The organism is Winslowiella arboricola, assembly GCF_025527015.1.
Lineage (GTDB): Bacteria > Pseudomonadota > Gammaproteobacteria > Enterobacterales > Enterobacteriaceae > Erwinia > Erwinia arboricola.
Map to the genome: position 1 here is coordinate 600899 of NZ_JAODIM010000042.1, position 14285 is coordinate 615183.

At 54.7% G+C, this 14285-nt stretch carries 11 protein-coding genes; 10 read left to right on the forward strand and 1 reads right to left on the reverse strand.

What is annotated here, in order from left to right; genetic code table 11:
- Positions 1 to 7 precede the first annotated feature (7 nt).
- The 10 genes from cheW to flhA all read left to right on the forward strand — a co-directional run bounded on the left by cheW (position 8) and on the right by flhA (position 12220).
- Complete coding sequence (gene cheW / locus N5923_RS17220; protein WP_267142690.1) at positions 8 to 505, forward strand: chemotaxis protein CheW; 498 nt, start codon at positions 8 to 10, stop codon at positions 503 to 505.
- 157 nt (positions 506 to 662) lie between these two features.
- Complete coding sequence (locus tag N5923_RS17225) at positions 663 to 2315, forward strand: methyl-accepting chemotaxis protein (RefSeq protein ID WP_267142691.1); 1653 nt, start codon at positions 663 to 665, stop codon at positions 2313 to 2315.
- A gap of 110 nt (positions 2316 to 2425) precedes the next feature.
- Positions 2426 to 4105: a methyl-accepting chemotaxis protein gene (locus N5923_RS17230; protein ID WP_267142692.1), complete on the forward strand. Its 1680-nt coding sequence runs from the start codon at positions 2426 to 2428 to the stop codon at positions 4103 to 4105.
- Positions 4106 to 4153: 48 nt separating this feature from the next.
- Positions 4154 to 5761: a methyl-accepting chemotaxis protein gene (locus N5923_RS17235; RefSeq protein ID WP_267142693.1), complete on the forward strand. Its 1608-nt coding sequence runs from the start codon at positions 4154 to 4156 to the stop codon at positions 5759 to 5761.
- 33 nt (positions 5762 to 5794) lie between these two features.
- The gene (gene cheR / locus N5923_RS17240) at positions 5795 to 6670 is read left to right on the forward strand and encodes a protein-glutamate O-methyltransferase CheR (protein ID WP_267142694.1); all 876 of its coding nucleotides are present in this window, start codon (positions 5795 to 5797) and stop codon (positions 6668 to 6670) included.
- Entirely contained in the window at positions 6670 to 7719 is a 1050-nt protein-coding gene (locus N5923_RS17245) for a protein-glutamate methylesterase/protein-glutamine glutaminase (protein WP_267142695.1), read from the forward strand. Before cheR ends, N5923_RS17245 begins: the two co-directional genes overlap by 1 nt.
- Before the next feature lie 41 nt (positions 7720 to 7760).
- Positions 7761 to 8150 (forward strand): chemotaxis response regulator CheY, encoded by a 390-nt coding sequence (gene cheY / locus N5923_RS17250; RefSeq protein WP_017802915.1) that lies wholly within the window; start codon positions 7761 to 7763, stop codon positions 8148 to 8150.
- A 9-nt stretch (positions 8151 to 8159) separates the two neighbouring features.
- The gene (gene cheZ / locus N5923_RS17255; RefSeq protein ID WP_267142696.1) at positions 8160 to 8804 is read left to right on the forward strand and encodes a protein phosphatase CheZ; all 645 of its coding nucleotides are present in this window, start codon (positions 8160 to 8162) and stop codon (positions 8802 to 8804) included.
- Positions 8805 to 8988: 184 nt separating this feature from the next.
- On the forward strand, positions 8989 to 10140 hold the full coding sequence (flhB, locus tag N5923_RS17260; RefSeq protein ID WP_267142697.1) for a flagellar biosynthesis protein FlhB: 1152 nt from the start codon (positions 8989 to 8991) through the stop codon (positions 10138 to 10140).
- Positions 10133 to 12220: a flagellar biosynthesis protein FlhA gene (gene flhA / locus N5923_RS17265; protein WP_267142698.1), complete on the forward strand. Its 2088-nt coding sequence runs from the start codon at positions 10133 to 10135 to the stop codon at positions 12218 to 12220. Before flhB ends, flhA begins: the two co-directional genes overlap by 8 nt.
- A 126-nt stretch (positions 12221 to 12346) precedes the next feature.
- Here flhA and argS read toward each other — a convergent pair whose 3' ends face one another.
- Positions 12347 to 14077, reverse strand: a complete 1731-nt coding sequence (gene argS, locus N5923_RS17270) for an arginine--tRNA ligase (protein ID WP_267145123.1) — start codon at positions 14075 to 14077, stop codon at positions 12347 to 12349.
- Positions 14078 to 14285: the final 208 nt, after the last annotated feature.

Consider the following 14285-nt stretch of genomic DNA (forward strand, 5'->3'; position numbering starts at 1 on the left):
TAGACCTATGACTGGATTGGCAAATGTCACTAAAATTACTGGCGAAAGCGTAGGACAGGAGTTCCTGGTATTTACGCTCGGTGATGAAGAGTATGGTATCGATATTCTGAAGGTGCAGGAGATCCGCGGTTACGATCAGGTAACGCGTATCGCCAACACCCCACAGTTTATTAAAGGTGTGACGAATCTGCGCGGCGTGATCGTGCCGATTATCGATCTGCGGATTAAATTCGCGCAGCCTGGTGTGGAATATAACGACAATACCGTGGTGATCGTTCTGAATCTGGAACATCGCGTAGTCGGGATTGTGGTGGATGGCGTCTCTGACGTGCTGTCTCTGACGCAGGAGCAGATCCGCCCTTCACCCGAGTTCGCCGTCACTATGTCCACCGAGTACCTTACCGGACTCGGCGCACTGGGCGAGCGCATGCTGATCCTGGTTGACATCGAAAAACTGCTGAGCAGTGAAGAGATGGAACTGATGGACACGCTGCGTAGCGCGTAAGCGATTTATTCGGGGCAGCGCAAAACTGCCCCGACTATTATTAATAGCCGATAACAATAATTACTTAAGCAGAAAAACGTCGAGCGCAAATAAACTCCCCCCATCGTAATGCCGATAACAGAGTTGTAATTTCACTTAGCACACATCAAGGGTAAACATGTTTAAAAGTATCAAAGTGGTCACCAGTTTAATTCTGGTGCTGATGATTTTTGGTGCCTTGCAGTTAGTGTCCGGCGGACTGTTTTTTAACGCACTAAAAACCGACAAAGAAAACTTCGCCGTTGCGCAAAATTCAAGTATGAATGTCGCAACCTTTACTGATGCATGGATTGCCCTTAACCAGACGCGCATTATTCTTAACCGCGGCATGCTGCGGATGCAAACTAATGATATGTCATCACTGGCGGCATTAGCAGAGCAAGGCAATAAACAGCTGGAACAAGGTAAACAATATTTCGCTGCCTATAAAGCGACGCCAGATACCCCGGGACTCGATAAACATCTGACCGAAGAGCTGGAAAAGAACTATGCCACTTACAGCAATACGCTGGAGCAGATGCTGGCGATGATGACCAATAATCAGCTGAAAGAGATGTTTGGGCTGAATGTTGAACAGAAACAGAATGATATGACCGCGATTTATGCCAAATGGCGTGAAGCGCAGGCGCTGCTGACCGCAGCCGGTGTTGAGCAGAACCAGTCAGCCTATTCGCAGATGATGTGGATCCTTGCCAGCATTATGCTGCTGGTGGTGGCGGTTATCGCAGTGTGCTGGTTCGGTTTACAACGCATCCTGCTGCAACCGTTGCAACAGACCATCAGCCATATCAAATATATTGCTGCCGGTGATTTGACCCAGCGTATCGAAGTGGAAGGCCGCAGCGAAATGACGCAGCTGGCTGCCAGCCTGCAGAATATGCAGCAGGAACTGATGCGTACCGTTAGCGATGTGCGTGATGGTTCTGACGCGATCTTTACCGGCGCCAGCGAAATTTCTGCCGGTAACAACGATCTTTCGGCGCGTACCGAAGAGCAGGCGGCATCACTGGAAGAAACCGCGGCCAGTATGGAACAGCTGACGGCAACAGTGAAACAGAACGCTGAAAACGCCCGTCAGGCGTCGCAGCTGGCGCTTAGCGCCTCAGAAACCGCGCAGAAAGGTGGCCAGGTTGTCGATGGCGTGGTGAAAACCATGAGTGAAATCGCCACCAGTTCGAAGAAAATTGCCGACATTATCAGCGTTATCGATGGCATTGCCTTCCAGACCAATATTCTGGCGCTGAACGCGGCGGTAGAAGCGGCGCGTGCCGGGGAACAGGGTCGTGGTTTTGCGGTGGTAGCCGGTGAAGTGCGTAACCTGGCGCAACGTAGTGCGCAGGCAGCGAAAGAGATCAAAACACTGATCGAAGACTCTGTCAGCCGCGTTAATGCCGGTTCTTCACTGGTGGAAACCGCCGGTTCTACCATGACTGATATCGTCGGTGCGGTCACCCGCGTCACCGATATTATGGGTGAAATTGCCTCGGCTTCCGATGAGCAGAGCCGTGGTATTGACCAGGTGGGCCAGGCGGTAACCGAAATGGACCGTGTGACCCAGCAGAACGCCTCACTGGTAGAAGAGTCCGCTGCTGCTGCTGCTGCACTGGAACAGCAGGCCAGTCGTCTGAGCCAGGCGGTGGCGGTATTTAAAGTACGTGCAGATAAAGTGATGGCGGCTGCCAGCCAGCCTGCGTCACGCGCGCCAGCCGCGCCAGCACAGCGTAAAGCAACGGCGTCCGCCAGCGCAGACAATAACTGGGAAACCTTTTAATCATTTGGGGGCGGCTCTGTCGCCCCCATCATAAAGGTTCACCGGTCGCTGCCGATAATCCCCAGCAGAGAGCAATCCAGTTCTGCAATGGCAATGTCATAAGGGATCGTATGTTTAAGCGTATGAAAGTGGTTACCAGCCTGATTTTAGTGCTGGTAGTTTTTGGCGCACTGCAATTAATGTCCGGCGGTCTTTTCTTCCAGGCATTAAAAAGTGATAAAGCGAATTTTACCCTCACAGAGCAACTCCGTCGCGAGCAGACTAATCTGACTGCCTCGTGGATAGCCCTGATCCAGACCCGTAATACCCTTAATCGCGCAGGTATGCGCTTTATGCTCGATAGCAATCAGATCGGCACCGGGGCAGGGATGAAGGAATTATTAGATCTGGCCAAAACCCAGCTGGTAACCGCAGAGCAGCAATATGCGCTGTATAACGCCGAGCTTCCTGATGATGTGAAAGCACTCAGCCATGTGAAAGCGGTGGCCGATAATTACGTCATTCTGCACGACGCGCTGACCGAACTGATTCAGATGCTGAGTACCGGCAATATTAAAGGTTTCGTCGATCAACCGACGCAGGGATATCAGAATGGTTTTGAAGCCGCTTACAGCAGCTGGCTGAACAATACCGCCGATCTGTTTGCCCAGGGTTCGACACAGAATGAAAGCGCTTATCAACAGGCGATGTGGGTAATCGGTGCTGTGGTAGTGATACTGCTGGCGATTATGGTGCTGGTATGGCGCGGTATGCACCTCATCCTGTTAGGTCCGCTCAACAGCACTATCGATCATATCCGTCAGATCGCCAGTGGCGACCTGACGCAGCCGATCATCGTGGAAGGGCGTAGCGAAATGACGCTGCTGGCTTCCAGCCTGCAACATATGCAGCAGGAGCTGGTGAACACGGTCGGCGATGTACGTGATGGCTCCGATGCTATTTACACCGGCGCCAGCGAAATTTCCGCGGGTAATAACGATCTTTCGGCGCGTACCGAAGAACAGGCAGCCTCACTGGAAGAGACTGCGGCCAGTATGGAGCAGCTGACGGCAACGGTGAAACAGAACGCCGAAAACGCGCGGCAGGCTTCGCAGCTGGCGCTCAGCGCCTCCGAAACCGCACAGAAGGGCGGCAAAGTGGTGGATGGCGTGGTGCGTACCATGAGCGATATTGCCACCAGTTCGAAGAAAATTGCCGACATTATCAGCGTTATCGACGGCATTGCCTTCCAGACCAATATTCTGGCGCTGAACGCGGCGGTAGAAGCGGCGCGTGCCGGTGAACAGGGTCGTGGTTTTGCGGTAGTCGCTGGCGAAGTGCGTAGTCTGGCCCAGCGCAGTGCGCAGGCAGCAAAAGAAATTAAGACATTAATTGAAGAATCGGTTAACCGGGTCGATACCGGATCGGTACTGGTGGAAAGCGCCGGCGAAACCATGGGCGATATCGTTAATGCGGTAACCCGCGTTACCGACATTATGGGCGAGATCGCCTCCGCTTCTGACGAGCAGAGCCGTGGCATCGACCAGATTGGCCTGGCGGTGACCGAGATGGACCGGGTGACCCAGCAGAATGCTTCACTGGTGGAACAGTCTGCAGCTGCCGCCGCGGCGCTGGAAGAGCAGGCCAGCCGACTGTCGCAAGCGGTAGCGGTATTCAGAATTCGTAAAGAAATTCCGCAGCGCGCCGTTAACACTATTACAGCAACAAAAACCGCTCTGATCGCAGGCTCCGGCGCAGCGTCGCAAAAAGCGGGTAATAACGTTTCCGACAGTAACTGGGAAACATTCTGATTAGACCTTATTCGCCGCCCGCATTGGGCGGCCTGGCCGGAGGAAGTGATGTATAGCCGTATTCGTGTCTCAAGTGCGCTGATTTTTATTCTTGCCGTGTTCTGCCTGATGCAACTGATCAGCAGTGGCTTGTCGTTCAACTCTTTCCGGCTGGACACGAATAATTTGCATCAGGTGGCTGTCAGTGGACAGCAGCGTGATGCACTGAGCGAGAGCTGGGCGTTACTGCTCAGTACCCGCGTCACCCTGAGCCGGGCCGGAACCCGTGCGGCGCTGAACGCACCGCGTGACAAGGTTCTGACCCTGATGAGCAGCGCCCAGAAAGATCTGGATGCTGCCACGGTCAGTTTTAAGCAGTTTATGGCGTTACCCCGTGTGACGCCGGAAGGTGAGCGTCTGACGCAGGCGATGAAAGTGAGCTTTGATCGCTATCACCATGAATTGTCGCAGCTGATCGCTTATCTGCAGAACAATCAGCTGCAGGATTTTCTTGATTCACCGACGCAGCAATTCCAGGACGATTTTCTGCAGCACTACAACCGCTGGATGACGCATATCGATGACATTCTCGATCATGCGAAACAGCAGAGTAGCGGCTTCTACAGCCAGTCGAAATGGATTTTTGCCATGGCGGTGACGTTCTCACTGCTGGCGACTGCGGCAGCACTATGGTGGCTGAAACAGGCGCTGATCGCTCCGCTGACGCGTATGCGTCGCCATTTTGAACGTATTGCTTCCGGCAATCTTGCCGGGCGCATTGATGAGAGTGGCAGTAATGAGATTGGTCAGCTGTTTGACGGCCTGAAAGTGATGCAGAACAGCCTGGCGGAAACCGTGCTGCAGGTACGCGACGGCAGCCAGAATATGCATGTCGGTATCCGCGAAATTGCCGCTGGCAATAACGATTTATCCGCACGCACCGAGCAGCAGGCCGCCTCACTGGCCGAAACTGCCGCCAGCATGGAGCAGTTAACCGCCACTGTCACCGGTAACGCGGAAAATGCCCGCCAGGCTTCGCAGCTGGCACGCGACGCCTCAACCACGGCGCATAAAGGCGGCTCGCTGACCCGTAATGTGGTCAGCACCATGCATGAAATTGCCACCAGCTCGAGGAAGATTGGTGATATCACCAGTGTGATCGACGGCATTGCTTTCCAGACCAATATTCTGGCCCTGAACGCGGCGGTAGAAGCGGCGCGGGCAGGCGAACAGGGACGCGGCTTCGCCGTGGTCGCTGGCGAAGTTCGCAACCTCGCACAACGTAGTGCGCAGGCGGCAAAAGAGATCAAAGTGTTGATTGAAGAATCAGTCAATCGGGTTGACCAGGGATCCACCTTAGTGGCATCCGCCGGGGAAACCATGGAGGAGATTGTTCAGTCGGTCACGCGTGTAAACGACATTATGGGGGAAATTGCTTCGGCGTCTGACGAACAGCGCCGTGGCATTGAACAGGTCGCTCAGGCGGTCAGTCAAATGGATCAGGTCACGCAACAGAACGCCGCGCTGGTAGAGGAAGCGGCATCCGCCACTGAGGCGCTGGAATCACAGGCCGGGCTGCTCAGCGAAGCGGTAACGAGATTTACGCTCGATACTGCCGCCGAACCCGCCGTTTTTCAGCATTCCCGGGTGGCATCAAGGGAAGTGGCATCGTATTAACCCCTTAATCAGCCTTTTGCTGGGTGGCCTTAGATGAAAAAATCGACGTTGCTGGCAGCGCCGCCTGAAAACGCTACGCTGCTGTCGCAGATGGTACAGCGGCTGCCGTTATCGGATACGCATTTCCGGCGTATCAGCCAGCTTATTTATCAACGCGCTGGCATTGTCCTCGCCGATCATAAGCGGGAGATGGTTTATAACCGTTTAGTGCGTCGGTTACGCACGTTAAATATTGATGATTTTGGTCGTTATCTGGCGCTGCTGGAACATGACCCGAATAGCGCAGAGTGGCAGGCGTTTGTGAATGCGCTGACCACCAACCTGACGGCATTTTTCCGTGAGGCGCACCATTTTCCGATTCTGGCTGAACACGCCAAACAGCGTAGCGGCAGCTATAACGTCTGGAGTACGGCGGCGTCAACCGGTGAAGAACCTTACTCGATCGCCATGACCCTCGCGGAAACGCTGGGGGCAGGACAGGGGAAGTTCCAGGTTCATGCCACCGATATTGATACCCAGGTGCTGGAAAAAGCGCTGGCGGGTGTCTATCGCCAGGAAGAGCTGCGCACCATTTCACCGCAGCAGTTGCAGCGTTTCTTTCTGCGCGGCACCGGCCCTCATTCCGGTATGGTGCGGGTGCGTCCGGAACTGGCCGGGATGGTGAATTATGCCCAGCTTAACCTGCTGGCGCCGGAGTGGCCATTACCCGGTCCGTTTGATGTTATTTTTTGCCGTAACATAATGATCTATTTCGATAAAGAGACACAAGAGAAGATCCTGCGGCGTTTTGTTCCGCTGCTGAAACCCGGTGGTCTGCTGTTTGCAGGACATTCAGAAAACTTCAGCCAGATCAGTAAAGAGTTCTATCTGCGTGGACAGACAGTCTATGGACTGACTAAGGAAAGATAATGAGCAAAATCACAGTCATGTGCGTTGATGACTCAGCGCTGATGCGGCAGCTAATGACCGAGATCATTAACAGCCACCCTGATATGGAGATGGTCGCCACGGCGCCGGATCCACTGGCCGCGCGCGATTTAATCAAACAATTCAATCCGCAGGTGTTAACGCTGGATGTTGAGATGCCGCGGATGGATGGCCTCGATTTCCTTGAGAAACTGATGCGCCTGCGTCCGATGCCGGTGGTGATGGTGTCGTCGCTGACCGGTAAAGGTTCCGAAGTGACCCTGCGTGCGCTGGAGCTGGGGGCGGTGGATTTTGTCACTAAGCCACAGCTGGGCATTCGCGAAGGCATGCTGGCGTACAGCCAGATGATTGCCGATAAAGTGCGTGCCGCATCGCGGGCGAAACTGCATGTGCGCCGCAGCGATGCGCCACCGGTGATGTTAAAGGCAGGTCCGTTGTTGAGTAGTGAGAAGTTGATTGCCATTGGCGCATCAACCGGCGGCACCGAGGCGATTCGCCATGTGCTGCAGCCACTGCCTGCGACCAGCCCGGCACTGCTGATTACACAGCATATGCCACCCGGTTTTACCCGCTCCTTCGCCGAGCGTCTGAACAAGCTGTGTCAGATTACGGTGAAAGAGGCGGAAGATGGCGAGCGTATTCTGCCAGGCCACGCCTATATCGCTCCCGGTGCCATGCATATGGAGCTGACGCGCAGCGGCGCTAACTACCAGGTGAAACTGAATGATGGTCCCCCGGTGAATCGTCATAAGCCATCGGTAGATGTGCTGTTTAACTCAGTGGCGCAGTTCGCTGGCCGTAACGCCGTCGGGGTGATCCTGACCGGGATGGGCAATGACGGTGCGGCGGGATTAAAAGCGATGCATCAGGCAGGCGCCTGGACCATTGCGCAGAACGAAGCAAGTTGTGTGGTTTTCGGCATGCCACGTGAGGCGATTGCCCACGGGGCGGTCAGTGAGGTGGTGGATCTCCACCAAATCAGTCAGCACATGCTGGCGAAAATTAGCGCCGGACAGGCATTACGTATTTAACCAAAGCCCGTCCCGCGGGTCGAGATAACACAGGAGTTGATATGGTTGATAAAAATATGCGCTTTTTGGTAGTGGACGATTTCAATACGATGCGTCGTATTGTGCGTAACCTGCTGAAAGAGCTTGGCTTCAATAACGTCGAAGAAGCAGAAGACGGAGCGGATGCACTGAACAAGCTGCGCGCTGGCGCATTTGACTTCGTCATTTCCGACTGGAACATGCCGAATATGGATGGCCTTGAACTGCTGAAGACGATTCGTGCTGATGGTGGGATGGCGAAACTACCGGTACTGATGGTAACGGCAGAAGCCAAGAAAGAGAATATTGTCGCGGCTGCGCAGGCGGGTGCCAGTGGCTATGTTGTTAAACCTTTTACAGCAGCAACCCTGGAAGAGAAGTTAGGTAAAATCTTCGAAAAACTGGGTATGTAAGGAGAGCTGATGAGCGAACTTCCGAAACCAGGCAACAATACGGCGCCTGCTCCAGATATTATTACGCAGATCGGCTCTCTGACACGTATGTTGCGTGACAGTCTGCGTGAACTGGGTCTTGATAAGGCAATTGCCGAAGCCGCGGAAGCGATTCCGGATGCCCGTGATCGTCTCGACTATGTTGTACAGATGACGGCGCAAGCGGCAGAGCGCGCACTGAACTGCGTGGAAGCTGCCCAGCCACGTCAGACTGAAATAGAAAATGGCGCCAAACAACTGAAAGGTCGCTGGGATGAGTGGTTTGAAAATCCTATTGAGCTTTCCGATGCACGTTCACTGGTTTCGGATACCCGTAGCTATCTGGAAGTGGTGCCTACCCATACGTCGTTTACCAATGCCCAGCTGATGGAAATCATGATGGCGCAGGATTTCCAGGACCTGACGGGCCAGGTGATCAAACGTATGATGGATGTGGTGCAGGAGATTGAACGCCAGTTACTGATGGTGCTGATCGACAACATGCCGGAAGGCAGCCAGCGCCAGAAGAAAGAGAGCAGCAGCCTGTTAAATGGGCCGCAGATCCACTCGGATGCACCCGGTGTGGTCGCTAACCAGGATCAGGTTGACGATCTGCTGGATAGCCTCGGGTTTTAATCCGCTCAGTCGTTGCTTATTGCCCTTTATCCTGCCTTCCTCCCGCCTGGGGGGAGTGGCAGGATAAGGGGACTATTACCCTATCCGCAAAATAGCCGCTATTTTCCCTCTTTACTCCCGCCATCAGACCGGCGCGGTTTTGGCATGCTGATGCCTGAAATTCCGCGTATCAAGGTTGGCTGCCGTGTCTCAAGACAGCGATGAGGAAAAAACAGAATCCCCCACACCCCACCGAATAGAAAAAGCGCGTGAGGAGGGGCAGATTCCGCGTTCGCGCGAACTCACCTCAGTATTAATGGTGCTGATTGGCCTGATGATCCTCTGGCTGGGCGGCGAAAATATGGCACGCCAGTTATCGACCATGGTTGCGGCTGGTCTGCATTTCGACCACGGTATTATCAGCGATGATAAACAGATTGTCCGCCATATCAGCACGTTGTTAGGTCAGGCCATCTGGGCGCTGCTGCCGGTGCTGGCGGGACTGGTGGTGGTGGCAATTGCCGCCCCGATGCTGCTGGGCGGCATCGTGATCAGCGGTAAAGCGATTAAGTTTGATTTTGGCAAACTGAACCCAATCAAAGGGCTCGGGCGGATGGTGAGCGCGCAGGCGTGGACCGAGCTGCTGAAAGGGATTCTGAAGGCGATTCTGGTCGGTTGTGTGACCAGCGCCTACCTGCATAGCCACTGGCCGGATATGCTGCATCTGCTGACTGAATCGCCATTCGATGCGCTGCACCATGCGCTGAATATGATCGCCGTCTGCGGACTGTATATTTTACTCGGGCTGATCCCGATGGTGGCCTACGATGTGGTGTGGCAGCTGTACAGCTACTACAAAGGCTTGCGCATGACCCGTCAGGACATTCGTGACGAGTATAAGCAGCAAGAGGGCGACCCGCATGTTAAGGGGCGTATTCGCCAGCAAATGCGTGCCGCCGCACAGCGCCGCATGATGGCCGATATCCCTAAAGCCGATGTGATTGTCACTAACCCGACCCACTACTCGGTCGCATTACAGTATGACGAAAAGAAAATGAGCGCACCCAGAGTGGTGGCGAAAGGGGCGGGAGAGATTGCTCTGCGTATTCGTGAGATTGGCAAGGAACACCGTATACCGGTGCTGGAAGCGCCGCCACTGGCGCGTGCGCTCTATCGTCACAGTGAAATTGGTCAACATATTCCTGGCGCCCTGTATGGTGCGGTTGCGGAAGTGCTGGCATGGGTCTGGCAGCTACGCCGCTGGAAAATCGAAGGCGGCCTGATGCCGAAGAAACCTGTACGTCTGCCGGTGCCGGAAGCACTGGACTTTGCTGGAGAGAATAAAACTGATGTCTAATCTGGCCTCTTTATTGCGGTTACCTGGCAACTTTAAAGATACGCAGTGGCAGGTGCTGGCTGGTCCGGTACTGATCCTGATGATTCTGTCGATGATGGTGCTGCCATTACCGGCGTTCGTACTCGATCTGCTGTTTACCTTTAATATCGCGTTATCGATTATGGTGCTGCTGGTAGCAATGTTCACCCAGCGCACGCTGGATTTTGCCGCATTCCCTACCATTCTGCTGTTTTCCACGTTACTGCGTCTGGCGCTGAACGTTGCTTCTACCCGTATTATCCTGATGGATGGTCATACTGGTGCTGGCGCGGCGGGGCAGGTGGTTGAGGCCTTTGGGCACTTCCTTGTCGGCGGCAACTTCGCCATCGGTATTGTGGTGTTTATCATCCTGGTACTGATCAACTTTATGGTTATTACCAAAGGTGCCGGACGTATCGCTGAAGTGGGCGCGCGTTTTGTGCTTGATGGGATGCCCGGCAAACAGATGGCCATCGACGCCGACTTAAACGCCGGTCTGATTGGTGAAGACGAGGCCAAAAAACGCCGTTCTGACGTTACCCAGGAAGCCGATTTCTACGGTTCAATGGACGGCGCCAGTAAGTTTGTGCGCGGTGATGCGATCGCCGGCATTATGATCATGGTGATCAACGTCATCGGTGGTCTGATTGTGGGTGTCGTTCAGCACAGTATGCCGCTGGGCCACGCAGCTGAAACCTACACCCTGTTAACCATCGGTGACGGTCTGGTTGCCCAGATCCCGGCGCTGGTAATCTCCACCGCAGCCGGTGTGATCGTGACCCGCGTCAGCACCGATCAGGACGTCGGTGAGCAGATGGTTACCCAGCTGTTCGCTAATCCACGTGTGATGATGTTAAGCGCCGGGGTACTCGGCTTACTGGGCCTGGTGCCGGGTATGCCAAACTTTGTCTTCCTGCTGTTTACCGGCGCGCTGTTAGGGCTGGCCTGGTATATGCGAGGCAAGGAGATGAAACCCAAGGCCGCTGCCGCACCGTCACTGGTAAAATCGCAGGAGTCCTCACCGGCGCTTGAAGCCTCGTGGACCGATGTGCAGCTGGAAGATTCGCTGGGCATGGAAGTCGGTTATCGCCTGATTCCGATGGTCGATTCCCAGCAGGATGGTGAACTGCTCGGACGTATCCGCAGTATCCGTAAAAAGTTTGCCCAGGAAGTCGGCTTTTTACCGCCGGTGGTGCATATTCGCGACAATATGGAACTGCCGCCTGCGCGCTACCGTATTCTGATGAAAGGCGTGGAAATTGGCAGCGGTGACGCCTATCCTGGCCGCTGGATGGCAATTAACCCGGGCACGGCCGCCGGTACATTGCCAGGTGAAGCCACTGTCGATCCGGCCTTTGGCCTGGCGGCGGTCTGGATTGAAAGTGCGCTGAAAGAACAGGCGCAGATCCAGGGCTTTACCGTGGTAGAAGCCAGTACCGTGGTAGCGACGCATCTTAACCATCTGCTTGGTCAGTACTCCAGCGAGCTGTTTGGCCGCCAGGAAGCGCAGCAGTTGCTGGATCGCGTGACCCAGGAGATGCCGAAACTGACGGAAGATCTGGTGCCGGGAGTGGTGACGCTGACCACGCTGCATAAAGTGCTGCAGAATCTGTTAACCGAGCGGGTGTCGATTCGTGATATGCGTACCATTATTGAAACGCTGGCGGAACATGCGCCGGTGCAGCCTGACCCGAATGAGCTGACTTCAGTGGTGCGTGTGGCGCTGGGCCGTGCGATTACCCAGCAGTGGTTCCCGGGTAGCGACGAAGTGCAGGTGATTGGTCTGGACACCACGCTGGAACGTCTGCTGTTACAGGCATTGCAGGGCGGCGGTGGTCTGGAGCCTGGACTGGCGGATCGTCTGCTGGTGCAGGCGCAGCAGGCGCTGCAACGTCAGGAGTCGCTGGGTGCGCCGCCGGTGCTGCTGGTTAACCATCCGTTACGTGCGTTACTGGCGCGCTTCCTGCGTCGCAATCTGCCGCAGCTGATGGTGCTGTCCAACCTGGAGCTGACCGATAACCGTCAGATCCGTATGACCGCCACCATTGGTGGTCATCAGTAATCTGCCATAAAAAAGGGCGGCGAGAACGCCGTCATTACGGCAGGTGCAAATCATCGACACGGGCGGCGAGAACGCCGCCCCTACGGTTTAAGGATGTAGGGGCGGCGTTCTCGCCGCCCTTATCATTTACATACGCTCGACAGTTTCAATACCCAGCGTATCCAGCCCCTGTTTCAGCGTCTTCGCGGTTAACAGCGCCAGTTGCAGGCGACTCTGGCGAGTCGCTTCGTCTTCGGCGGTCAGAATCGGGCAGTGCTCGTAAAAGCCGGAGAACAGCCCGGCCAGATCGTAGAGATAGCTACACATCACATGCGGCATACCGTCGCGAGCGACCTGAGTAATGGTCTCTTCAAACTGCAGCAGGCGGGTTGCCAGCGCGGCTTCACGATCTTCGCTGATATTAACCTTGCCGCTGACGCCGGACAGCTCGATACCTGCTTTGCGGAATACCGACAGCACACGGGTATAGGCATACTGCATGTAAGGCGCAGTGTTGCCTTCAAATGCCAGCATATTGTCCCAGTCGAAGATGTAATCAGTGGTGCGGCTTTTCGACAGATCGGCATATTTTACTGCGCCGATACCGACACTGTTAGCCAGCGCTTTCAGTTCGTCGGCTGGCATATCGGGATTTTTCTCGGCAACCAGTCTGGTCGCGCGATCAACCGCTTCGTCCAGCAGATCGGAAAGCCTGATGGTGCCACCGGCGCGGGTTTTAAATGGACGACCATCTTTACCCAGCATCATGCCAAACATATGGTGCTCAAGTGGCACTGCATCCGGCACATAACCCGCTTTGCGGACGATGGTCCATGCCTGCATCAGGTGCTGGTGCTGACGTGAATCGATAAAGTACAGTACGCGGTCAGCATGCAGAGTTTCATAACGGTATTTCGCACAGGCGATATCCGTGGTGGTATAGAGATAGCCGCCATCCTTTTTCTGGATGATCACGCCCATCGGTTCACCTTCCTTGTTTTTGAATTCATCAAGGAATACCACAGTGGCGCCTTCGCTCTCTACCGCCAGACCTTTCGCTTTCAGGTCCGCAACGATGCCGGGCAACATGTCGTTATACAGGCTTTCACCCATCACATCTTTACGCGTCAGGGTCACGTTCAGACGATCGTAAATCAGCTGGTTTTGCGTCATGGTGATATCGACCAGCTTCTTCCACATGGTGCGACAATACTCATCGCCACCCTGCAGTTTCACCACATAGTTACGTGCGCGCAGGGCAAACTCTTCGTCTTCATCGTAGGTTTTTTTCGCTTCGCGATAGAACCCTTCCAGATCGGCGAGTGCGATATCTTCATGGTGTTCATTCTGCTGCTTTTCCAGGAAGGCGATCAGCATGCCGAACTGGGTGCCCCAGTCACCGACGTGGTTAGCGCGGATAACGTTATGGCCGAGAAACTCCAGCGTACGTGCAGCGGCGTCACCGATGATGGTGGAGCGCACATGACCGACATGCATCTCTTTCGCCACGTTGGGCGCCGAGTAGTCAATGACCACCGTCTGTGGTTCAACGGCCGCAACGCCAAGACGTGGCGCAACCAGCGTCGCATCAATCTGCTGTGACAGCCACTGATGGTCGAGGAAAATATTGATAAAGCCCGGACCAGCGATCTCGACTTTGCTGGCAATTCCGTTCAGATCAAGATGCTGTAACACCTGTTCTGCCAGTTGTCGCGGTTGCTGGCCCAGTTTTTTCGCCACCGACATGATGCCGTTAGCCTGATAATCACCAAACTGAGATTTCGCTGACTGACGAACCTGAGGTTCACAATCGGCGGCTGCGCCTGCGGCGATCATCGCCTGACTGACTTTTTCTGAAAGAAGAGCCTGAATATTCACCGAATTACCTTAATAAGCTGAAAAGGCCCGTCTGCGGGCAGATCGAGCCGTCGTCATCGCGTCGCCTGACAGCCGATAGTGATGCTGTACAATGGCGGCGCGGAAAAGTGAGAGCAAAAGTATACTGTATTTGTTAAATGGCGTCAGTAGCCGGAGGGGCAGGGTGGAAACATTGCTGCGGATGTTTCCCCCAAAAAGCGGAAATTTT